Source organism: Kluyvera sp. (assembly GCF_965301105.1).
Genome location: NZ_CBDKZX010000018.1, coordinates 19,988 through 43,310, shown reverse-complemented (window position 1 = coordinate 43,310; position 23,323 = coordinate 19,988). Strand labels below are relative to the sequence as shown.

General features: G+C 53.6%; 20 protein-coding genes. 9 read left to right on the top strand and 11 right to left on the bottom strand.

The annotated features are described in order from the left end of the window. Positions 1–10 precede the first annotated feature (10 nt). The gene (locus ACW14G_RS09515) at positions 11–349 is read left to right on the top strand and encodes a YebY family protein (RefSeq protein WP_163448017.1); all 339 of its coding nucleotides are present in this window, start codon (positions 11–13) and stop codon (positions 347–349) included. A gap of 493 nt (positions 350–842) precedes the next feature. Here the strand turns inward: ACW14G_RS09515 and cspF are convergent, their stop codons facing one another. Beyond that, complete coding sequence (cspF, locus tag ACW14G_RS09510; RefSeq protein ID WP_223802821.1) at positions 843–1,055, bottom strand: cold shock-like protein CspF; 213 nt, start codon at positions 1,053–1,055, stop codon at positions 843–845. Positions 1,056–1,536: 481 nt separating this feature from the next. On the opposite strand from cspF, the gene ymcF reads away from it, so the two are divergent. Continuing rightward, positions 1,537–1,719 (top strand): cold shock small protein YmcF, encoded by a 183-nt coding sequence (ymcF, locus tag ACW14G_RS09505; protein ID WP_249023105.1) that lies wholly within the window; start codon positions 1,537–1,539, stop codon positions 1,717–1,719. Between the two features lie 125 nt (positions 1,720–1,844). After that, positions 1,845–2,255, top strand: coding sequence for a hydroxyisourate hydrolase (uraH, locus tag ACW14G_RS09500; protein ID WP_167575580.1), 411 nt, complete (start codon positions 1,845–1,847; stop codon positions 2,253–2,255). A gap of 102 nt (positions 2,256–2,357) precedes the next feature. Here uraH and ACW14G_RS09495 read toward each other — a convergent pair whose 3' ends face one another. Further along, a complete protein-coding gene (locus ACW14G_RS09495) occupies positions 2,358–2,570 on the bottom strand; it encodes a KTSC domain-containing protein (RefSeq protein ID WP_167575581.1) in 213 nt (70 codons plus the stop codon). Positions 2,571–3,125: 555 nt separating this feature from the next. On the opposite strand from ACW14G_RS09495, the gene lpxP reads away from it, so the two are divergent. Further along, entirely contained in the window at positions 3,126–4,061 is a 936-nt protein-coding gene (gene lpxP, locus ACW14G_RS09490) for a kdo(2)-lipid IV(A) palmitoleoyltransferase (RefSeq protein ID WP_163447990.1), read from the top strand. 31 nt (positions 4,062–4,092) lie between these two features. On the opposite strand, the gene ACW14G_RS09485 is transcribed toward lpxP, so the two are convergent. The 4 genes from ACW14G_RS09485 to yebS all read right to left on the bottom strand — a co-directional run bounded on the left by ACW14G_RS09485 (position 4,093) and on the right by yebS (position 9,854). After that, positions 4,093–4,332 carry a YebV family protein gene (locus ACW14G_RS09485; RefSeq protein ID WP_163447991.1) on the bottom strand — a complete coding sequence of 80 codons (240 nt, stop codon included), beginning with the start codon at positions 4,330–4,332 and terminating at the stop codon, positions 4,093–4,095. 112 nt (positions 4,333–4,444) lie between these two features. Then, complete coding sequence (gene rsmF / locus ACW14G_RS09480; RefSeq protein WP_163447992.1) at positions 4,445–5,884, bottom strand: 16S rRNA (cytosine(1407)-C(5))-methyltransferase RsmF; 1,440 nt, start codon at positions 5,882–5,884, stop codon at positions 4,445–4,447. An 84-nt stretch (positions 5,885–5,968) separates the two neighbouring features. After that, positions 5,969–8,602: a PqiB family protein gene (locus ACW14G_RS09475; RefSeq protein WP_223802818.1), complete on the bottom strand. Its 2,634-nt coding sequence runs from the start codon at positions 8,600–8,602 to the stop codon at positions 5,969–5,971. Next, the gene (gene yebS / locus ACW14G_RS09470; RefSeq protein WP_163447994.1) at positions 8,571–9,854 is read right to left on the bottom strand and encodes a membrane integrity lipid transport subunit YebS; all 1,284 of its coding nucleotides are present in this window, start codon (positions 9,852–9,854) and stop codon (positions 8,571–8,573) included. The genes ACW14G_RS09475 and yebS overlap by 32 nt, the downstream gene beginning before the upstream one ends. A gap of 143 nt (positions 9,855–9,997) precedes the next feature. Here yebS and ACW14G_RS09465 point away from each other — a divergent pair, with 143 nt between their 5' ends. From ACW14G_RS09465 to htpX, 4 genes are all read left to right on the top strand, one after another. After that, on the top strand, positions 9,998–10,495 hold the full coding sequence (locus ACW14G_RS09465; RefSeq protein ID WP_167575585.1) for a GAF domain-containing protein: 498 nt from the start codon (positions 9,998–10,000) through the stop codon (positions 10,493–10,495). A gap of 97 nt (positions 10,496–10,592) precedes the next feature. Then, a complete protein-coding gene (gene proQ, locus ACW14G_RS09460; RefSeq protein ID WP_249023106.1) occupies positions 10,593–11,285 on the top strand; it encodes an RNA chaperone ProQ in 693 nt (230 codons plus the stop codon). 19 nt (positions 11,286–11,304) lie between these two features. Further along, a complete protein-coding gene (prc, locus tag ACW14G_RS09455; protein WP_455648568.1) occupies positions 11,305–13,353 on the top strand; it encodes a carboxy terminal-processing peptidase in 2,049 nt (682 codons plus the stop codon). Positions 13,354–13,545: 192 nt separating this feature from the next. Next, complete coding sequence (htpX, locus tag ACW14G_RS09450; RefSeq protein WP_163447998.1) at positions 13,546–14,430, top strand: protease HtpX; 885 nt, start codon at positions 13,546–13,548, stop codon at positions 14,428–14,430. A gap of 51 nt (positions 14,431–14,481) precedes the next feature. Here the strand turns inward: htpX and pgaD are convergent, their stop codons facing one another. From pgaD to pgaA, 4 genes are read right to left on the bottom strand one after another with little or no spacing between them, the layout of a single operon-like run. After that, positions 14,482–14,910, bottom strand: a complete 429-nt coding sequence (gene pgaD / locus ACW14G_RS09445; RefSeq protein ID WP_223802817.1) for a poly-beta-1,6-N-acetyl-D-glucosamine biosynthesis protein PgaD — start codon at positions 14,908–14,910, stop codon at positions 14,482–14,484. After that, positions 14,910–16,238, bottom strand: coding sequence for a poly-beta-1,6-N-acetyl-D-glucosamine synthase (gene pgaC, locus ACW14G_RS09440; RefSeq protein ID WP_347290365.1), 1,329 nt, complete (start codon positions 16,236–16,238; stop codon positions 14,910–14,912). Before pgaC ends, pgaD begins: the two co-directional genes overlap by 1 nt. Next, a complete protein-coding gene (gene pgaB, locus ACW14G_RS09435; protein WP_249023109.1) occupies positions 16,231–18,246 on the bottom strand; it encodes a poly-beta-1,6-N-acetyl-D-glucosamine N-deacetylase PgaB in 2,016 nt (671 codons plus the stop codon). Before pgaB ends, pgaC begins: the two co-directional genes overlap by 8 nt. A gap of 8 nt (positions 18,247–18,254) precedes the next feature. After that, entirely contained in the window at positions 18,255–20,702 is a 2,448-nt protein-coding gene (pgaA, locus tag ACW14G_RS09430) for a poly-beta-1,6 N-acetyl-D-glucosamine export porin PgaA (RefSeq protein ID WP_249023110.1), read from the bottom strand. Between the two features lie 615 nt (positions 20,703–21,317). Here pgaA and ACW14G_RS09425 point away from each other — a divergent pair. Then, the gene (locus ACW14G_RS09425; RefSeq protein WP_167575588.1) at positions 21,318–21,935 is read left to right on the top strand and encodes a helix-turn-helix transcriptional regulator; all 618 of its coding nucleotides are present in this window, start codon (positions 21,318–21,320) and stop codon (positions 21,933–21,935) included. On the opposite strand, the gene ACW14G_RS09420 is transcribed toward ACW14G_RS09425, so the two are convergent. Beyond that, positions 21,932–23,305 (bottom strand): MFS transporter, encoded by a 1,374-nt coding sequence (locus ACW14G_RS09420; RefSeq protein WP_249023111.1) that lies wholly within the window; start codon positions 23,303–23,305, stop codon positions 21,932–21,934. The two genes, ACW14G_RS09425 and ACW14G_RS09420, sit on opposite strands and share 4 nt — an antisense overlap. Positions 23,306–23,323 lie beyond the last annotated feature (18 nt).

Sequence of the window (23,323 nt, the reverse complement as noted above, 5' to 3'; positions counted from 1 at the left end):
GAACTGGCGAATTATGAAAAAGATTATTCTCTCTTTGTTGTTGTTAACCACTGCCAGCAGCGCGCTGGCAGCGCAGGTCATTACCGTCAGCCGCTTCGAGGTGGGAAAAGAGAAGTGGGCATTTAATCGCGAAGAGGTCATGCTGACTTGCCGTGCGGATAATGCGCTGTATGTGATTAACCCGAGCACACTGGTGCAGTATCCGCTGAACGATGTGGCAGAGCAGCAGGTAAAGGCCGGTAAGACTCAGGCGCAGCCGTTGAGCGTAATTCAGATTGACGATCCGAATCAGCCCGGGGTGAAAATGAGCCTTGCGCCATTTATCGAGCGCGCAGAGAAACTTTGCTGATACATAGCAAATCTCTTTAATATTCAATAAAAAACCGCAACTATTCTCGCTGAATGGTTGCGGTTTTTTTTTTGCTATGCCGTTTATTCGACGAAAATTTTCCACTCACCAGGCCTGTGGACTGGAAAAGCTGTCACGGTCATCTATTCTTATAAAGCAAGGCGACTTAGCCTGCATTAATGCCAACTTTTAGCGCACGGCTCTCTCCCAAGAGCCATTTCCCTGGACCGAATACAGGAATCGTATTCGGTCTCTTTTTATCTGTATCATTCTATTGGTTATTTACATCGGGGGTTTTCCCCACCCGATGAAAATCTCCTGCAATCTCCATATGCTCTCTAAACCATATCATACTCAGCACCACGCCCGTCCAGATCTTTTTGCGTTATTGTTAAATTTTTGTGTTCTGCCTGTCGGGGGGGATGTCATCATCACGTGCCTTTGTATAAGGGGCAGTCTGATAAGCTGCGAAAGTGCGATGAACGGTAGAAGATCAGGATAGGTAGATGTTCGCCGCCGTCGGTCCTTTCAGACCGTTGATACGACAAAACTCAACGCGGACGCCAGGTATCAGGGATTCGGATTCACTGCTATACACTGCGGAGATATGGAGTAAAACGTCTTTTCGACCATCTGATGGGGTGATAAAACCTTTGCCGCTGAGGGCATCAAAACTTTTGACAATTCCTGTCATTTTACGAGACAAATAGATTCCTTTTAAAAAAACTCGGGCAAACTATACGCTTAAAAAAATAAAAAGCGAATTTTATCGCCATATTTCAATAAAGACTGCTGGACGGCTAAAATAAAATTTGCTAATCATCGCGGAACATGCCATTAATGGTAATGGCAGTTTGCAATGCATTCAACGTAAAACATTCTACTGAGTAGTCCTCATCGTCTGGCGCTATCGCTGATATCTTCTCTCTTTGAATTCAACGTACAATATCTGCGTTTCAGGGAAATGATTTAAATACCCTGTTTGAAGGGCGCAATGTTGAGTTTGCCATTTAGCAAGGTCTGGCGTCAGAATTTTTCTGTGTCAGATATTTCCTGGTTCAAAGGGCTGACACCCTACACATTTATTCAGAGCATCGCTGGTGTTTTATTGCATAAAGTTAAAATTTCAATGAATGCAATGTTGTTGAAACACAAAGTGAAGTCTCTACCCTTAAGAGGTATATCTTATGAATTTAAATATTCATTTTCGGTGCCCATGTTGTCATGGCTCCCAATATCGAACATCAGTATTTGATGTTTCAGAGAAAAATCCATTTGGCGCAAAGTGTATTTTTTGCAAAACCAATATGGTGTTTAATGAAACTGCAACCGTCAGGGGCAGCGATAGAGCACCGAGCGTTGCCGTCTAGTCTGATGTGCTAAAGAGTAAAAACAGCTGTTTTTGTGTGCTGAAGAAATCATAACAAAAAGTTGAATTTTCTTTGTCAAAAACATGTTTAAGCTTGACCTGTGTCTTTAATCACAGGAAGAAAAAATGAACAAAATAATGAGTCTGATGTTGCTGTCTACCGCGGTCTTCGCACCGGCTGCGTTTAGTGCGCCTGCAGGAACCCTTAGCGTTCATATTCTCAACCAGCAAACAGGAATCCCTTCAAAAGACGTTGATGTCACTCTGGAAAAACAACAGTCGACAGGTTGGGATATGCTTGCGCAAGGGAAAACAGATAGCGATGGCCGTATTAAGTCCTTGTACCCTGAAGACAAGGATATGCAGCCGGGGGTGTACAGAGTGACGTTCAAAACAGGCGATTATTTTAAGCGCGAAAAGCTATCCTCATTCTTCCCTGAGGTGCCGGTGTTGTTCACCGTGACGAAGACAAACGAAAAGCTTCATATTCCTCTCTTGCTAAGTCAGTACGGATACTCGACTTACAAAGGGAGTTGATACTGGTCACAGCACCACGTATCTTAGCCACTCAGCCAGCCTAACCGCTGGCTTTTTGTTTTCTATTATGGCGATGTGCAGTATGCAAATCCTGATGGGTGCTCAGCCTATTTTTCGGCAGAGGAATTTGTCTTTAATAACCCCATCAAAAAAGCGTCCTTTTGACTTCACGCTGAGAAATGTTTCGTACGTTTTTGAGGTGACGCCGACATACTGGTAAATGCCTGAACTGAAGAACTCTATTTCCAGTGTTTTTTGCTTTGCATCATAACCAATTGATTTAATTCTTGATGATGAGACGTTCTGACGCTGCATTATGTTCTGATTACTCCCTTCATCTTTTGAGTTGCAGGTGGGCCAACTCGATTGAACCCTTATCTTAACGCTTACTGAAGATTCATCCGCGAAAATTTGATCGCAAAGAAGAATTTTCTTATCACTCATGTGCGCAGGGAAGGTGAGGGTAACCAGGAATCTTACCCGATTTCTTTAAGTGCTGTTCCAAACATAACCGAGAGTCAAAACATCACGCGTTGTCGCACTGATAAAAAGAAAAATGATTAAAATCATTACGTTAAAAGTTTCATAACCCGCTAATAATATGAAAAGTTAGCATTAAAAAAATAATTTTGTAATGTGAATTAAATTCTCTATTTTTTTGCAGCAAAAAGGCGCATGCTTGCGGCGAGTTGAGCCACAGCCTGCCACCCCCGCCTCATACCTCTGATACCAGCCGTTTGTAAATAAACGTCCGGGAAGTGAATTTGTCGAATGCAGCAGGGTCCAACATATACACAAACGCATAAAGATGAATGAACGGAATCGATTCTCCTTAAGTGTTACCCTTGCATTTCGTTGCTGGAAAGAATGATGTTTAAAAATTTTGATACCGCTTTACTTCACCCGCGCAACGGGCTGAAGTGGTTCGCTCTGGCCGCCTTGTGGCTGGTTGTACAGTTACCTTACCCCGTTTTACATCTCCTTGGCACGTCGCTGGGTAAAGCATCCCGACGCTTTCTAAAACGCCGGGAGCAGATTGCGGCACGTAATATTGAACTTTGTTTCCCGCATATGGATGCCGCGGACCGTGAGAAGCTGATCGAGCAAAACTTTATGTCTCTGGGCATGGGGCTGATTGAAACCGGGATGGCCTGGTTCTGGAGCGATGCCCGCGTCAAAAAATGGTTTGATGTGGAAGGGTACGCCAACCTGATGAACGCGTTGAAAGAACAGCGCGGCGTTATGGTGGTTGGCGTTCACTTCATGTCTCTGGAGCTGGGTGGCCGTGCGATGGGGCTGTGTCGTCCGATGATGGCGACCTATCGTCCGCACAACGATCCGCTAATGGAATGGGTGCAGACTACCGGGCGTCTGCGTTCGAATAAAGCGATGATTGACCGTCGTAACTTGCGGGGTCTGGTGCAGGCGCTGAAGGCCGGTGAAGCGGTATGGTTCGCGCCCGATCAGGACTACGGCCCGAAAGGCAGCGTTTTTGCGCCGTTTTTCTCCGTCAACGAGGCGGCAACCACCAATGGAACAAACGTACTGTCACGTCTTTCCGGCGCAGCCATGCTGACGGTGACCATGGTGCGTAAACCTTGCCAGAAAGGTTATACCCTGCATATCAGCGAAGCGATGACAGACTATCCGAGTGGGGATGAGATCCCCGCTGCCAGCTATATGAATAAAATTATCGAGCGTGAGATTTTACGGGCACCGGAGCAATATCTGTGGGTGCATCGCCGCTTTAAAACCCGACCTCATGGTCAAGCATCATTGTACACTGTGGTGCCGCACGCTAAATAAATAACCCGCCTGTGGGCGGGTTCCTTTTGGGTTAGACAAGCCGCATAACCCAGGCATCGGACGGTTGATCGTAGTGCTTGCGATAAAGAACGGAACGTTCGCCATCAAGAAGGGCCGGGATGCTGGTGTCGGCGTCCCAGGCATCCAACTGCATACATAAATCGGGATCGGACTTACAAGGGATACTTAACGTTCGCTCGCCGTGTTGATCGGCATGCAGCACGGCGTCATCAATTTCGAATGCGCCAATGCGTACGCTGGTTTTACTCATCATGCTCTCCGTTAATCTGCTGACCGTTGTGGTACGACCAGTTAGGCCGTACCTTTTCAGCGTAGTCAACGTCGAGAATTACGCCAGTTAAAAAGTGCGCTTTTTTTGTCCGCTACTCCGACCTGCTGGCGAACAGTTTCCCATCTCGTACCAATTCGCGGGGATAACTGTTTTTCAATCGTGAACCAATGCGCTTTGCCAGCCCCAGCGGGAATCCCTGGAAGGTGACAATCACGTCGTCGTGAGCGGGCGGCTGTTGCGGATAGACGTCGCGGCCACGATACCATTCCTGCGCTTCTTCCAGCGTCAGTTCATGCCCCAGCTTTTGCGTATTAGCCAGCGCAACGACCGCTTCGTGCTGCCAGCGAAAACCTTTGTTGTGCGTTTCGGCAAGTTTCAGCCCAATACGGGAAAAACGAACTTTACCCAGCAGCGGCGCGATTTCGGTAGGGAACAGCCAAACCTCTTTGTCGCGCTGCCAGAGCGTTAGCGCCTCATCCCATTCAATGCCCACGCTGCGCGCTGCACTCTCAACGGCAGCGGATTCTCGCGTTTTCATCGGGGTGAACGGGAATTTACCCACCTTGTAGCCCGGCGCTGGCAGCGCTTCAATCGCCGCGGTCTTACGCAGTCGCGCGACGAAGAATCCTTCACAGTCATAAATTTGTGGGAACACGTGCAGGAAGCCTTCAGGCGTCAATGCCTGGTCAGCGCTAGCGAAGAGTTCACCCAAAGGCATAACCTCGACTTCCTGCGGATAACGCGCCAGCAGCCAGGCGACGACCGACTCGTTCTCGTCCCGGTTCAGCGTACAGGTCGAGTAGACCAGTGTGCCGCCCGGACGCAGCGCGTGGAAAGCGCTGTCGATCAGCTCGCGTTGGGTTTCGGCGATCGCCTGGTTACTCGCCAGCGACCAGTTCTTCAACGCATCGGGATCTTTACGCACCACGCCTTCGCCGGAACAGGGGGCATCGAGCAGGATGGCATCAAAGCACTCGGGTAAGGCGGCGCCGAACACGCGGCCGTCAAAGTGTGTGAGCGCGGTATTGCTGATGCCGCAACGGCTGATATTGGCGTGCAGCACTTTGACCCGGCTGGCGGAGAATTCGTTGGCCAGCAGCATACCGCGGTTGCCCATTCTGGCGGCAATCTGTGTAGTCTTCGAGCCCGGGGCCGCGGCAACGTCCATTACCCGAACCGGCTGCAGTCCGTCGGCAAACAGTGCCGCTACCGGCAGCATGGAACTGGCTTCCTGAATATAAAATAGCCCGCTCAGATGTTCAGCGGTGCTGCCCAGCGGCAGTGCGTCCTCGTCATCACGCTCAATCCAGAAGCCTTCCGCACACCAGGGGACCGGGGTCAGTTGCCAGCCATAAGGGGCGACCAGGGTGAGGAAATCATCAACCGTGATTTTCAGCGTATTCACGCGAATACTGCGACGCAGCGGGCGCTGGCAGGCGGCAAGGAATGCGTCAAACGAGAGATGAGCCGGCATGGCCTCACGCATCTGCGCGAGGAATTCATCAGGAAAATAGACAGAGTTTTGAGCCACTGGCGAATACCACAAGGAGATAAAGAGCGCGCAGTCTATCATAAAACGCGCCGGTGACGGGACACCGGCGCGTGAGGGAGGGCGTTAACGCGGCAGCGCGGTACCCCATTCGCGCCACTCTTTCGGCTCGGACTCGAGCAGCAGGAAGTGTTTGCCTTCCTGCGCCTTCGGTGCCAGAGGCGTTCCTGGCGGCGTGGCGAAAGCGATACCGCCACGAATGAACTGATTGAAGGTGCCGGTCTTCACCACACCGCCAATCAGGCCAAAGTCGAGACTGTAGCCGGAAGCCAGCCAGAAGACCGAGTTGTTACGCACCAGATGCTGATAGCGCTGGCCGATGCGCATTTCAATCATCACCCGGTCAGAGAGGCTACCGAGATGCAGGCCGGTAACGGTACCGACTTCGATTCCCCGGAACAGCACCGGTGTACCGATACTCAACGAACCGGATTCCGGCGCTTCCACGACCACGTTCAGGCCGTTGAGGTAGCGTGAATCGGAAATGGTCGCCTCCTGAAGTTCAAAATCGCGACGCAGCTCGCCGTGACCCGGCTCAACGTTGACGTACGGCTGGAGCAGGGTATCCAGGTGTTCAACGCCGGCCGCTGAGATTTGCGGTGTGATCACGGAGAAACGGGTACCGCGGCGGGCGAAGGTATTCACATACTCAGGGTAAAGAACCGCGCTGGCCTGCACTTCATTGCGCGAGGCATTGAGATCCAGACTTTGTACCTGCCCGATATCGATGCCGAGATAACGAATCGGCATACCCGCAGACAGTTTATCCGCATCAAAGGCATGCAGGGTGATCTGCCCACCAACGGCGCGCGCGGCGGTTTCTGAAGGGAACAGGACGCGCTTGTCGCCCTTGCGGGTTCCATTATTCGCTTCACTGATGTTATCAAAGCTGACTGCGCCTTTTAACGCCCGTGAAAGCGGGGAAGCCTGCACCGTCAGCCCGCTGCCGTTCAACTGCACTTTCGCGCCGCCTTCGGCCCAGAACACGCTGTTCGGGGTCAGCAGCGAACGGTATTCCGGCTTAATATGCACCGCGATATCAAACGCGTTGGCGCGCGGTTGTACGGAGGTGATTTCACCCACCTCAAACTTACGGTATAGCACGACGGAGCCGGTCTGAATATCCGGCAGCGTGTCGGCGGTGAGCATCAACGTGGTCGTCGGGAAATCGCTAAGATTATTTTCCTGTGCTTTTTCCAGATTGGCGAACAGCGGGTAGCTGGCTTTCATCGCTCCCTTTTCCCCGGGCAAAATGCGAATGCCGCCGCTCAGCCATTCATTGGCGCTGGCCCCGAGGAACTCTACGCCGTCGATACCGACTTTGACGTCCATTTTGCTGTTCACGACAAACTTGCTGTCACCGTGCAGCAGGTCACGGTATTGCGGATCGATGGCGATGGCGAAACTGATACCTTTGGCATTCAGCGTACGCTCCATGACCTGGCCGATGCGCACGCCATGCAGCATGATAGGTTGCCCGGCGTCGATGCCATAGCTCTCAGGCGCGGTCAGCGTTAGCGTCAATACGCCGGGCTGCTGCAACAGTGTTTTATCCGCAGCGAGTACGGTAAAGCGATCCTTAGGCGCGCCTTCACCCGGCACCAACTCAAAGGTACTGCCAGTGAGCAACTGACTTAGATTGGTGTTTTCCAGCGATAGCTTCGGTTGACGGAGTTCAATGCGCGTATTTTCGCGCAGCAGCGATACCACGCTCGGGTCGACGGTCATTTCGCCGGTCACCGAACTGTCCGGATTAAGCGTCATTTTTGTCAGCTGACCGACTTCCAGCCCCTGATACAGCATCGGCGTCGATCCCGCCTTCAGCCCATCGCCGTTCGGCAACTGCAGCTGAATAAGCACGCCGCGCTGGCTGTGGGCCAGATCTTCATAGAGGCCAAACTCATCGTTCTGCCCGGCGGCCTGGGAATCGGATGGCGAGTCGAAAGCAATCGCACCGTTAACCAGCGCGGCCAGACTCTCCAGTTGCACCTTCGCGCCGCTAAGGCCAACGTCGGCTTTCACGCCGGAGACATTCCAGAAGCGGCTGCCTTTTTTCACCAGATTGGTGAAACGGCGCTCGATCAGCACGTCAATGGTGACGCCCTGATTATTCGGATTGATCGTGTAGTCGTAGACGCGGCCAACCGGAATTTTGCGGAAGTAAACCAACGACCCGGTATTGAGCGAACCGAGGTCCGGCGCGTGCAGGTGGATCATCAGCTCGCCGTTGTTCAGACGGTATTTCGGCTGTGTGTCGAGGGCGGTGAAATGATCACGCGGTTCGCCTTTACCGGGCATCATGCCGATATAGTTACCGCCGACCAGCGCATCCAGCCCGGAAACACCCGCGAGAGAGGCTTTCGGCGTGACCAGCCAGAATTGGGTATCTGCTCGCAGTGCGTCTTCCATATCGCTTTTGATGCTGGCGCGGACTTCAATTTTGCTGCGGTCACGGGCCAGACGGATATCCTGAACCGTTCCCACCTCAACGCCCTGGAAGCGTACCGGCGTGCGGCCGGGAACAATACCATCCGCCGACATAAAGTCGATGGTGATGGTCGCTCCCCGGTCTTCGTAGCTGTTCCAGATAAGCCAGCCGGCAATCATCAGCGCGATGACCGGTAATAGCCAGAACGGTGAAATGCGACGTTTTGTTTTAATTCGCGCCTCAGTCTGTGAAGCGGGCGTTTCCTGACTCATGTGCGTCCCAAAGTAAGCGGCTGTCCAGCCATTCAACAGCAAGAATAGTTAATATTACCGCAGCGCCAAAATAAAACGCAGCGGGGCCCATCGTAAAGGCGAGAAGTTGATCGCGATTGATGAGCGACATGGTTAACGAAATAACAAACAGATCGAGCATTGACCAGCGGCCAATCCAGGTGACAAAACGCAGCAGCAGGATGCGCGTGCGCAACCCTTGTTCGCACTTAAAGTGGATGCTGATAAGCAACGTCAGCATCACGATAATTTTGGTAAAGGGGACCAGGATACTGGCAAAAAAGACTACCGCCGCCACCGCCACGTTGCTATTGGCCAGCGACAGGATCCCGGAAAGAATCGTATCGTCCTGGCGGCCGCCATTGACATAGATAATGGAAATAGGCAGCAGGTTGGCGGGGAGCAGAAAAACAATCGAGCTGATCAGCGCCGCCCAGCTTTTTTGCAGACTGTGTTTGCCGCGGTGATAAAGCGGTGTATGACAGCGGCGGCAGCGACCGCGCGCATCCGGGAAACCGGTATAATGGCAACTGCGGCACACCTGGAGCGCGCCGTCGGGCCGCGTAGCGGGGCGCTGGGGATAGAAGCGTTCCCAAAGCTGTTCGACGTTTAGATGAATCAGCGTCAGGATACTGAGCACCACCAGCGAGATATAAGCCAGCAGGCCCAGGCCCGGTTGCAGGAACGCGTAGTCCTGGACCTTAATCGAGGCCACGGCGATACCGACCAGGTAGATGTCGAGCATCACCCACTCTTTCAATTTATCGAGCATCAGCAGGACAGGACGAAGATTCATCCCTAGAATGTTACCGAGCCACAAATAGGCGATGGACGTCACCAGCACCGCGGGAGCGGCGACGGTGCAGAAAAACACCATCGCGGCGGTGATGGGGTGTCCGCTATCGGTCATCAGCCAGATCCCATGCAGCAGATTGGCGTCAATGCGGACGCCGAGCAGATACAGCCGCAGCAGCGGTTCGCTCCAGGCGAAGGGCATCAGCAGCAGCATGGCAATCGCCATGGCGCCCAGACGGGTTAACGACCAGTCGCGGCCGTCGCGCACTTTGGCGTTACAGCGTGGGCAATAGGCGCTTTGCGATGATTTTACGACCGGTAACCGAAAAAGCATATCGCACTGCGGGCAACGTTGGTAATGTGCCCACGGCAAAGGTTCGCTGACCGTGTGAATTCGTATTTTTTTCGTCGGCGTTATACGTGATGTTTTCAGTGCCATTTATTACATTGATAAATGAATGTATAACTCTATCTTAACCTAAGTATGGATTCATCTTGAGCCCGAACGCACTTAATGCGTATTTTATAAGGGCCCAGGCAAGGTAACGAATCAGTAACATCGTAAACAATAGTGATTGAATAATGAGCAAAACAGAATTTTACGCGGATCTTAACCGCGATTTTCAGGCATTAATGGCAGGTGAAACAAGTTTCTTAGCGGTAATCTCCAATACCAGCGCGCTGCTGTACGAGCGTCTGTCCGACGTTAACTGGGCCGGTTTTTACCTGCTGGAAGGCGATACGCTGGTTCTCGGGCCGTTTCAGGGCAAAATTGCCTGCGTGCGTATCCCGGTGGGCCGCGGTGTTTGCGGTACCGCGGTAGCGGAAAATCGCGTTCAGCGCGTAGAAGATGTTCATGCTTTTGATGGGCACATTGCCTGTGATGCTGCCAGTAACGCCGAAATCGTGCTGCCGCTGGTGGTCAATAACCAGGTTATTGGCGTGTTGGATATCGATAGCACCGTGTTCTCGCGCTTTGGCGAAGAGGATGAACAGGGGTTGCGTGAACTGGTTGGCCACCTGCAAAAAGTGCTTGAAGCCACCGATTACCAAAAATTCTTTGCACCCGTCGCAGGATAATCAACGGATAACGTAGCATTTACGGATGACGTCATTATAATGTCGCCTGTTCATGCCTGCGGCTTGTTGGCTACGTCCGTTGTAATCAGGAAATTTCATGGAAAATCAACCTAAGTTGAATAGCAGTAAAGAAGTTATCGCATTTTTAGCCGAACGTTTTCCGCAGTGCTTCAGCGCGGAAGGTGAAGCTCGTCCTCTGAAAGTCGGTATTTTTCAGGATCTCGTCGAGCGTGTTGAAGGGGAGATGAACCTCAGCAAAACCCAACTGCGTTCCGCACTCCGTCTTTATACTTCAAGCTGGCGCTACCTGTACGGTATCAAAGCCGGTGCAGTTCGCGTCGACCTCGACGGCAACCCTTGCGGTGAGCTGGACGAGCAGCACGTCGCGCACGCACGTCAGCAGCTTGAAGAAGCCAAAGCTCGCGTTCAGGCGCAGCGCGCTGAACAGCAGGCGAAAAAACGCGAAGCCGCCGCTGCTGCTGGTGAGCAAGGCGATGCGCCGCGTCGTGAGCGTAAACCACGTCCTCCGGTACGCCGTAAAGAAGGGGCTGAGCGTAAGCCGCGCGCTGCTACTGTAAAACCAGCCGCTAAACCGGCTCGCGAAGTGCGCGAAGAAAAACTGACGCCGGTTTCCGATCTGTCCGCACTGACGGTCGGCCAATCCCTGAAAGTTAAAGCGGGCAATAACGCTATGGATGCCACAATCCTGGAAATCACCAAGGATGGCGTTCGCGTTCAGCTTACTTCTGGTATGTCAATGATTGTACGCGCAGAACACCTGGTGTTCTGAAACGGAGGCCGGGCCAGGCATGAACAAACTTTTTAGGCTCTCCGCGCTTGCTGGCCTGTTATTAATAACAGGCCAGGCCTTAGCGGTGGAAGATATTACCCGTGTTGATCAGCTTCCTGTGCTTAAGGAAGAGACTCAGCACGCCACGGTAAGCGAGCGCGTCACCTCGCGCTTTACCCGTTCTCACTACCGCCAGTTCGATCTCGACCAGGCCTTTTCGGCCAAAATTTTTGACCGCTATCTGAACCTCCTGGACTACAGCCATAACGTGCTGCTGGCCAGCGACGTTGCGCAGTTTGCGGCGAAGAAAGGGCAGATTGGCGACGAGCTTCGTTCCGGCAAACTGGATGTCTTTTACGATCTCTACAATCTGGCGCAAAAACGTCGCTTTGAGCGCTATGAGTATGCGTTGAAGGTGCTTGAGCGCCCGATGGATTTCACCGGTAATGACACCTTCAACCTGGATCGCAGTAAAGCGCCATGGCCGAAGGATCAAGCCGAGCTGAATGCGCTGTGGGACGGCAAAGTCAAATATGACCAGCTGAGCCTCAAGCTCGCCGGTAAAGACGATAAAGAAATTCACGATACCCTGGCGCGTCGCTATAAGTTCGCGATCCGTCGCCTGGCGCAAACCAACAGCGAAGACGTGTTCTCGCTGGCGATGACTTCCTTCGCCCGTGAAATCGACCCGCATACCAACTACCTTTCACCGCGTAATACCGAACAGTTCAATACCGAGATGAGCCTGTCTCTGGAAGGGATTGGCGCTGTGCTGCAAATGGATGATGACTACACCGTGATCAACTCCATGGTGGCAGGCGGCCCGGCGGCGAAGAGTAAGGCGATTAGCGTGGGCGATCGTATCGTCGGCGTAGGCCAGGCCGGTAAAGGCATGGTTGACGTGATCGGCTGGCGTCTTGATGATGTTGTTGCGCTGATCAAAGGGCCGAAGGGTAGCAAGGTACGCCTTGAAATTCTTCCTGCCGGGAAAGGCTCAAAAACCCGTATTGTTACCCTGACCCGTGAGCGTATCCGTCTGGAAGATCGCGCGGTGAAAATGTCGGTGAAAGGCACGGGCAACAATAAGGTTGGCGTACTCGATATTCCGGGCTTCTACGTTGGTCTGACTGAAGACGTGAAGGTTCAGCTGCAGAAGCTGGAAAAACAGAACGTCAGCAGCGTTATTATTGACCTGCGCAGCAACGGCGGCGGCGCGCTGACCGAAGCGGTCTCGCTTTCCGGTCTGTTTATTCCGTCCGGCCCTGTGGTGCAGGTACGTGATAACAACGGTAAGGTGCGCGAAGACAGCGACAATGACGGCGTGGTTTATTACAAAGGGCCGCTGGTGGTGCTGGTTGACCGCTTCAGCGCCTCGGCGTCGGAAATCTTTGCTGCGGCAATGCAGGACTACGGTCGTGCGCTGATCGTGGGTGAGCCAACCTTCGGTAAAGGCACCGTACAGCAGTATCGCTCTCTGAACCGTATCTACGATCAAATGCTGCGCCCTGAATGGCCGGCGCTGGGCTCCGTTCAGTACACCATTCAGAAGTTCTACCGCATTAACGGCGGCAGTACGCAGCGTAAAGGCGTTACGCCGGACATCATGATGCCGACCGGTAACGAAGAGACCGAAACCGGTGAGAAGTTCGAAGACAACGCGCTGCCGTGGGATAGCATCAATGCGGCGACCTACGTGAAGTCTGGCGACATGGCGCCGTTTGAGCCTAAGTTGCTGAAGCTGCATGCCGATCGTATTGCGAAGGATCCTGAGTTCCAGTACATCGCTAAAGATATTGCGCACTTCAACGCAATGAAAGATAAGCGCAGTATCGTGTCTCTCAATTACGCCCAGCGTGAAAAAGAGAACGAAGAGGATGATGCGACTCGTCTGGCGCGCGTGAACGATCGCTACAAGCGTGAAGGCAAGCCGCCGATTAAGAAGCTGGACGATTTACCGAAAGACTATAAAGAGCCAGATCCGTATCTGGACGAAACGGTGAATATCGCCGTTGACCTTTCGAAGCTGGAGAAATCCGCGCCCGCTGAACAACCGGCGGCAAGCAAGTAACCCCAACAGGCACAAGCAATTGTGCCTGTTTTTTTATCTCCCTCAAGTTCTTGTCAACAATGATGCTACAAAATGTAAAGTTGTGTCTTTCTCGTGACTTAGCCTCACGTGATCGTTGAAAATCGGCGGATTACCCCTACGATAGGGATAATCGCATAGTGCGTTTTGTTAAGAAGAGGTTAAAAGTAAATTATGATGCGAATCGCGCTTTTCCTGATGACCAACCTGGCCGTGATGGTTGTGTTTGGGCTGGTGCTAAGCCTGACAGGAATTCAGTCGAGCAGCATGACCGGTCTGCTGATTATGGCGCTGCTATTTGGTTTCGGCGGTTCCATTGTTTCATTGATGATGTCGAAATGGATGGCGCTGAAATCGGTAGGCGGCGAGGTCATTGAGCAACCGCGTAACGAGCAGGAACGCTGGCTGTTGGAAACCGTCGCTCGTCAGGCGCAGCAGGTAGGGATTGCCATGCCACAGGTTGCGCTGTACCACGCGCCGGATATCAACGCCTTTGCTACCGGCGCACGCCGTGATGCATCGCTGGTTGCCGTGAGTACTGGCCTGTTGCAGAACATGAGCCGTGACGAAGCTGAAGCGGTCATCGCCCATGAAATCAGCCACATTGCCAACGGTGATATGGTGACCATGACGCTGATCCAGGGCATTGTGAACACCTTCGTTATCTTTATCTCACGCGTCATTGCGCAGATTGCGGCGGGCTTCCTCGGCGGCAACCGTGACGACGGAGAAGAGAGCAGCAACGGCAACCCGCTGATTTACTTCGCGGTGGCGACGGTGCTGGAGCTGGTGTTTGGTATTCTGGCGAGCATTATCACCATGTGGTTCTCGCGCTATCGCGAATTCCACGCTGATGCCGGTTCGGCGAAGCTGGTGGGCCGCGAGAAGATGATTGCGGCGCTGCAGCGTTTGAAAACCAGCTATGAACCGCAGGAAGCCAGCAGTATGATGGCGTTCTGCATCAACGGTAAATCCAAATCGTTGAGTGAGCTGTTTATGACTCACCCGCCGTTGGATAAGCGTATTGAAGCGCTGCGCAGCGGTGAATACCTGAAGTAATCGTTGTTGCCGAAAAGAATGCCAGCCCGTTTACCGCAGGCTGGCTTTTTTTTAGCCGCGATGATGAGACGCGGTTTTTAAATCGATAATACGACCAATATTGTCGTGATAGACCGTCAGCAGATTGTACTGGCTCATCTCCGAAATAATCTGCGGCGCAATGTTAAAACTGCGGGCAAGTTCGTCCCTCTGCAGCGACGCCAGGCGGGCATGGCGTCGGGAATGTGTTCGCCGACGGTTGTATTGATACCAGAGAATCAACAGCCAGCCGTTGATCGCGGCAATCATCAGGTACACCAGCAGAGTATTAAACGCCTCGACCATCGTATCCCAGCGTTGTCCGCCGTCTTCGGTCAGCTTCATTAGCAGATTGGCGTAGAGAAAAAACAGAAAACCGCACCAGGCGAGCAGCGTTAACGCCGCGTCAAAGCAGCGGGGCATCAGGCGGTGTTCGGTTAAAATTATGCTATTTTCGTTCATCACATTCTTCCTTTACCACGATCGGGACTCACCCAACGCGCGCGTGCGCGCTGGCGTTTCAGCATGACTTTCGGGAAGGCGACGATGGTTGTGAACATGCCTATCATCCAGTACACCATCGGGAACCAAATCACCCAGAACAGTGAAAAGGCGACCTTCTTTTCATAGCGGCGTTCAATAAACAGGCTGACGGCGAACTGTAGCAAACACATCACCCCCAGCAGCAGGCCGGTAAACTCCGGGGGAAACAGGCTTCTGACGGCCAGATTTTCCGGCAGCGGCAAAAGAGAGCTGAGCAGAAACAGCAGTACCGTCACCGCATAGGCAAAAGCCCACAGCGTGGAGAGTGCATATTCCGCAAACAGGGGCCACATTCGGTGATGTTCCCAGCTAAACAGTTTGCGCAGATTAACCAGGAAAACTTCCGCGCCGCCTTGTGCCCAGCGCAGGCGCTGCTTCCACAGTCCCTTTAGCGTCTCAGGCATCAGGATCCAGCACAGCGCACGTGGTTCAAAAAAGATGTCCCAGTGGTGCAGCTGTAACTTCCAGCTGATGTCGATGTCCTCGGTAATCATATCGGGGCTCCAGTAACCCACGTCGGCCAGTGCCTGTCGACGGAAAGCGGCAATCACTCCGGAGACGGTAAATACCCGGCCATAAATGCGCTGCGTGCGTTTGATGAGCCCGATAATCGAGGAAAATTCACCGACCTGAATACGGCCAATCAGCGTGGATCGCGTGCGAATACGTGGATTGCCCGTCACTGCCCCCACATGCGGGTACTGAATCAGCGGCGCGACCAGATAGGCCGCCGTATCGCTATCGAGCAGGGCATCGCCGTCGATACACACCAGCAGATCGCCCCTTGCCGCAGCGGCTCCCGCTTTTAACGCCACGGCTTTGCCCTGATTTTCCGCCAGATGAATCACCCTCAGGCGTGGCTGCTCGCGCGCAAGCTGTTCAAGTACCTCGGCGGTATCATCTGCTGAGCCGTCGTTGATGGCGATCACCTCAATATGCGGATAACGCTGTGCCAGTGCCGCGCAGAGGGTTTCTCGCGCATTCTTCCCTTCGTTAAAACAGGGGATTAGGATCGATATCAGCGGCTCGCCGGGCAGAACGGGAGGCGGCATTTTGGGATCCCACGGCCAGCGGCGTTCAAGCTGAAACCAAAAATAAAGTCCGCCGGTGACCCACAGTACCGACATAAATAGTGGCCAGAAGAACACGAAATCGAGAATCAACTCACCGGTAAAAATGGCTGCGACGCCCAGCGGCAGCCCGAACACCAGTCCTAAAATACAAAATGCGATAAGGCGATCAGTCATTTTTGGGGTACCAGTACGAAGAGAATGCGGGCCGAATACGAGCCATGTTGGGCTGGTTTTCGATGAAATCGTCGGGATAGTAGCCGTAGTTTTTCACACCGTTGAGCTGGAGCACCTGCATCCACTCCACCAACTGAGCGTCGGGGACAGCATTTTGCGCCCGGTGATTCCAGTCTTTGGCCTGAAGCTCGAAAATCGTTTTGCTTAACGCGCCGGGACGAGCCGCCACCGCGCGAACCAGCTGAGCCAGCCAGTCATCGGCTTGCGCAGGGGTAACGGATTCCATCAACGGCATGGCCATTGGTACCGTCCAGTCATAGGCGGCCAGAAAATCGTCGAGATTCTGCGCAAACCAGGCCTCGCTCTCCGGCTCCAGCAGCGGGAGGGCGAAAATATTGCGTGCGGTTTTGACCTGGGGGCCACGAATACGCTGGGCAGCGTGGCTTAATTGACGAGTGAACGTCACGAGTGTCTGGCTCTTGAAACGCGTCCAAGCCCGACGCTCGGTAGGGTGGCGGGCCATGTCGGCGATGCTGTAGGAAGAGCCGGACTGTTGCCACGCGCTAATGGCCGCCGGGCCCGCATCCTCAAAATCGCTAAGCACGGCATCATCGTGAAATAAAATGCCGTTGAATGGGGCATAACGGGCGAGATCTTCATAGAGATCCGTTATCTGACGACGCGCCTGCGGGCTCCACGGTGACAGTCTGATGTAGGGCTCGGTGGCGGTCAGCGTACGCCCGGTTTGTGGATCCCAGCGTTGTACGCGGGGAAGGGAGGGGGCGAGGTCGAATGCCAGCACTGGCATCCAGGCATAAACCTTAACTCTGGCGCGGGTCTGCAACTGCCAGGAGACGAAGTTAAACAGATCGGCGCGTACGGGGAGCCAGCGATTGGGGAAATAGAGCGCTTTAATGTTGCCGTCGCCCTGTGGGTCGGAAAACGCCTGTAGAAAGACATGGCTGATCTTCATGTCGTAGACCCGCTGCACCAGCTTGTCGATATTACGGGTCTGCTGGGCGACATCCGGGTCGTAGAGATAGTCGAGATCAACATGCATCACACGCACGACTTCCGGTTCCTGCACCTGCGTCACCATGCTGGCGAAGGCTTTTAGCGAAGGGTTTCCAGAAATGAGCAGGCGAGGGATATTTTCAATGTCGCTGGCATCGCCCAGACCATCGGCCAGCGTAAAGGCTAATTGATAACCGTGCTTTTTGGCGATGGCAAGCGTCGCTCCGTTGGCTTCTCCATAGGGCCAAACCCAGGCGCGTGGCGGTTTCCCGGTTACTTCACCGATTTTCGCGGTCACTTTACGCACGTCTTCACTAATGCGCTGGGTGAACTGCTGGTCTGTTTCATAACGGCCGCTTTGCCGATCGTAGAACCGATTGGCGACCGCCGGTTCGAGGCTACCCTGTGGGTTAGCCGGAATGCCATAGTGTGAGGCCCAGGTATGGGCTCCCACTTCCACCAACGGCGAACGGCTGACTTCTCTCACCATCTGCCAGGTGGCAAAACGTTCACGTGGCGTCATCAAGCCGCCAAAATTGACGGTCTGTCCGGCGGGCGTATCGACCCAACTGCCGACCGGCGCCCACAGCGCGGGGACATTCCAGGCTTTCAGCAGCGGCCAGACACGGGTATAAAAGCTGCTGTAGCCATCGTCGAAACTTAGCAAAAATGCCTTTGGCGGCAGCGTCTTACGCGATTGATGCGCATCAATAATATCCTGTACGCTGATGGCGTGATAGCCGTTGTGCAGTAGCCAGCTAATCTGTTCGTTGAGCGCGCTGGTGCGTACGGTCAGGTAGCGCTGGTCGGCGATATCATCCTCAACGTCGTGATAACCCAGCACCAGAAAGTGGTTTTTTGGCCACGGTTGGCTGGCGACTAGCGGCGCGCGATCCTGCGGGGCAATAAAGGGCATTGCTTTGGCATAAGCGACTGCGCTCATGCACAGCCAGCCTATCGTAACCAGGCTGATACGGAGACGTGTGTTCAGCATAATCATCCTTAAAACCGTAAAGTGGCATCAAAGGTGACGGCGAGATTGCTTTCGCGTTTGCCGTCGTAGGGGCGCTTATCCCAATTAAGCATCAGCCCGGTATCAAGGACGTTGTTCCACTGAACGCGTTGCCCGTAACCTAAGAGGGTGATAGCGCCTGGGGACCGTTGTTTCTGCCAGTAGACGCCGCCACCGGCGACGATCTGTTGGCTCCAGAGCGTGTCGTAGTGTCGGTACATCTGGTGGTCGACGGTCAATGAAGCCGCCGCGGAGAGATCCCGCGCCGGGTTGTAATACTGGGTGTCGGCGAGGCTGTTGGCGCTTGCGGAGATTTCCGGGCCAAGGGTGAGCGTCATTGATGGTCTCTGCCACAGACGTTCCTGGCCGGTTACGCTATATTCCTGCCGACGGTTGCCGTCAGAAAAATCGCTAGCTGCGGCACTGAGGCGGTAGTCTCGCCGTTCATTCTGATACCAATGCACTGAAGCCTCTGCGCGGTTGGCGCTGATCCCATTACGCAGCGCCCGTAAGGGCGTGGTGCGGGAGATTCGCTCTATTTCGCCGCCAAACTGCCAGCTGTCAACTGGTCGATATTTTGCAGCGATGCGTGCGCCCGGCTTGCTGGTGCCGTGATAGTGATTGCTGGACAGTTCGGCCTCGCCCCAAAAATCACGTGGTCGCCACTCCAGACCGCCAAAGAGATGACGCGCGGAGCCTTTGCCCTCATCAAAATGGCCCTGTGCAAAGCGGGTACCGGCAAATACGCGCCAGTTGTCCGCCTGCGGGGGAGAGTAGAGCGTGGCATCCCAGGAGAGATCGTGCGTGCCGCTGATGGGGTTGTCGGAATACAGTCCCTTACCAGCGTTAATGCGTAACTCTGAAAAATGCTGAATGTCGCGCAGCCTGGCCAGCTTCTGCGCGCTGCGATCCTTAGGCCCGCGGGCGATGATATCGTCAGTCAGTACATCCAGCTGATGCCATTCATGAAGATCCATGGCGACGTAGGCCTGCTGGCTTTCCAGTTCGATATTTGCAGGTTCCAGCGCCTCTGCCATTTTGAGCTTACGTTCCGCCGCTCTGGGCTGGCCGCGAGCCTGCAGCACCGTGGCGTAATCGATTTGTAGCCCTTGATTGCCCGGCGCGGAGTCAGCCAACTGGCGGGAAAGTGCCTGCGCCTGTGGTAACGCGTTACTCTGCGCGAGGTACTGCACGTAGAGCGATTGTCCGGTCAGCCAGCGATCGTTAGGCAGGGCGATGGGATCGCCATAATCGTACCGGGCCCAGGGCGTATTCTGCATTACCCGGGCAACGTATTGCCTGGCGGCCTGGTACTGACCGGTATCCAGCAGGGCGAAAAATAATGCGTTCTGGTCATCATCAGCGTCCGGGATATAGCCCGGATGCTCGGCGAGGAGCGTCTGGGCGGCGGAAACGTTTTCTTGTTCCAGATAGGCTGAAATAACCCAGCCGATAGCCCAGTCGGGCACGGTTTGCTTTGCGGCGAGTAGCGTCTGGTATTCATGAGTCACCGACGAATAGTCGGCGTTGGCATAGAAGGCGCCAAGTCTGTCGAGACGGGCGCGTATCACATCCTGCTGCGCAGCGGGATCGTCTTTCCAGCGCGTTAACATCACGTCGTAGCGGCTGAGCGCCAGCTGCGCCAGAAAGAAGCGTTCTTGTTCGGTGCGGGTCGGTAGGACTGCAAGGCGCACGATTTCTGCCGTCGCATTGAGATCCAACTGCCGACGCTGCTCGGGCGTGAGTGTCGCCGACGACGCGTGTGCTTGCGCTGGCGTAGCAACTCGGCTATCGCTCAGGGCCGCAACCCACTCGCTGAGCATCGCGCTATCGTGTGGGTCATGGACGAGTGCGAGGGTATCGTTTAATAACCGATCCCAGTCTTTCCCTTGCTGTTGATACACATAGGCCAGCGTTTGCAGATGGGCAGGGGTATGTCGTTCGGTGAGCAAGCGCTGCGCCTCTTTCAACGCCGCAGAGTCCTGACGCGCGTCGGCCAGGGTTTTAATGTAGCCGATACGATAGTCATCATTATCGGGCGCCAGCATAAGGGCCTGTTGCCAAAGCGATAGCGCTGTTTGCCACTGTTGAAGATTTCGCGCGGACTGAGCGGCTGCGGCGACCCCTCGTGGCGGAATCGGCATATATACCTGATAGCGTTGCCAAATCTGAATAACGTCACGATCGCGCCCGGCCCACGATGCCACCTGTAGCCAGTCCGCGACCTGCCCGGCATTTAAGGCATTATGCTGCTGATAGCGTTCAACATAGATAAGAAACGCGGAGTAATTACCGCTCCGCGCTTGCTCAATCTGTTGTTCATATATGGATTGAGCGCCCTGCACCAGGCCCGGAATCAGTAATATCAGGCTAAATGAAAGCGATAATTTGGAGTTGCGATAATAGCGTGTTTTATTGTGATGAGACGAGCTATCCATATCTATTTACCATAACTGTATCCAGAGTTCGTGACAAAACATGGCCGCCTTTCAATCCTGAATCAGGGAAAGGTAATAATTGCGCGAAGCAGATTGTTCTTTTGGTCTGTCTAACTTACTTTTAGGTAATAAAGCATTTCCTCAAACGGAGTTGTATGATCGCTAATATACACCGGATGTGATTGTCGATAAATATACCGAAAATGGCCTCTATGTTTTAGGATTTATCTGTAGATAAATGAAAAAATAGGGTTTTCTGATTGTTTGGTTTTGATTTTAAATTATTGATAATGATCTATTTTGTTGTATTTCATGTGGTTATGAATTAAGGGCGAGGCTCAATAGGTTGTGGCATGAAATGGCTTGTGAACAGGCAATATTTAGGACGTTTTATGACAAAAAATCTTAATCTCTTAAACTGCATCTTTTCTGTGGTTGTTTTTTAATTATAATCACGATGAGTCATTATCATGCCGCCTGTTGTGATGGCGTGATATGGCGGGCAGAGAGGTAATCAAATCAACATAGTTTGTCACCATTATAATAAGCCATGCAATGGAGGTTGTCTTTTCTCCTGAAAGGATGTTCCTGCTTTAAATGTATAAGGGATGATTTGTGGCAACATCTATACTTTTAGTAACGCAAGACAGCTACCTCGTCAGAGGCATTGAACTGTTATTCCCGGATATTATTCAGTTAGATTCGATTGATCGTAAGGTGTTTGATGGCAGCGCCGACGAATATTCTGTATTGATTGATAGTCGCTCACCGCTTCATTGTTATGACTATCTGATACTGGATGCGTCGCGATCGAAAAAACCGGTTTCCTGTATCATGCTGGATATGCGCTATCGTGAAGCTGAAATGCTGAACATGAAGTTGTTTTTACGCAACCTGCTTGAGCCGACGGATATTACGGCATTATTTACGCTGCTGTTGAACATGAAAAGCCGTCGCTTAACATCGGTCTGGCTGGAAAACCTTGTTCTCAGTGACGCTGAGCGGCTGATGCTACATCTGCTGATGACGGGTATGACCATGGAAGAGGCGGCCGACATGTTGAATATGTCAGTGAGGGGGCTTTATCGACAGCGAACCGAACTGTCCGAACGTCTTGGCGTGGACAATTTTAATGAGGCTTGCTTGTTTATTTTCAAAAATAATCTGCTGGAGTTGCCCGGCGATACCCGCGGGTTAGGCAACCGGCGGGTATCGTCAGAGGAGGGGGCTTAACTTTGCGCGCGCGGCTGCGTTACCCGCAGGCCGCTAAAGAGCGTGGCGACGACGGCGAGCGTACCTGCCAACAGTAGGGACACGTGCGTGCCGCCATTGCCAAAGAGATTAAACATCAGCGCAACCAGCGCCGCGCCGGTGCTCTGCCCAAGAAGGCGCGCCGTGCCGAGCATGCCGCTGGCACCGCCGCTGCGGTTACGCGGAGCGGAGGCAATAATTGTGTGGTTGTTGGGCGACTGGAACAGCCCAAAACCGGCGCCGCACAGCAACATGCGCCAGATAATATCCAGGTCGCTCGGTGAGGTGGGCAGCATCGCCATAGCAAACAGTCCGCAGGCCATAATCCCCATGCCCAGCGCGCCGAGTAGACCGGCGTGAACCCGTTCAATCAAATAGCCAGCCAGCGGCGCCATCACCATGGTTGCCAGCGGCCATGGCGTCAGCAATAGGCCGGTCTCAACTTCGCTACGGCCAACCATCGTTTGCAAGAAGAAGGGCAGTGACACCATGGCCAGCATTTGCGCGCAGAACGAGCAGATAGAGGTGCAAATGGACAACGAAAACAGCGGGATACGCAGTAGATCAATCGGCAGCAGCGGCACCGGCAAACGAAGCTGCCGGCGGACGAAGAAGAAACCAATGACCAGTAGCGCGGCGACTTCAGCCAGCACCAGCTCAATAGACTGTCCTTGGGCAAAACTGCTCAGTGCCGTGATAAGCAGGCCGAAGGTCAGGGCATTCATCACTGCGCTTGGCAGATCGAAGCGCGTCGACTGGCTGCGCGTGCCATTTGACGGCAGGAAACGTACGGCCAGCAGCCAGGCGATAACGCCCAGCGGCACGTTGATAAAAAAGAGCCATTGCCAGGTGGCCAGCGAAAGAATGGCCGCCGCGATAGTCGGGCCGGCCGCTGAGGAGACGGCTACCACAAAGGAGTTGATGCCCATACCGCGTCCGAGCTGGCGTTGCGGGTAAATGAGGCGGATCAGCGCCGTATTCACGCTCATCAATGCCGCTCCGCCGAAGCCTTGCAGAATACGCGCCAGGGTCAGCATCTCCAGCGAGTTTGAGAAGGCGCAGAACAGCGAAGCGAGAGTGAAGACCACCAGACCTGCTTTATAGATACGGTGATAGCCAATCATGTCGCCGAGGAAAGAGAGAGACAGCAGGGAGATGACAATCGCAATCTGGTAAGCATTAACGATCCAAATAGATGCCGCCGGTGATGCGTGCAAATCGCTGGCGATGGTCGGCAGCGCAACGTTGGCGATCGCGCCGTCGAGAACGGCCATGGTAATGCCGATCACAATCGTCAAAATGGCCCCGTACCGCTGTGGCAGTGGCAGGCCATCAATCATGTTTCTAGTCATGTGGGAAGTTGTTTTTGA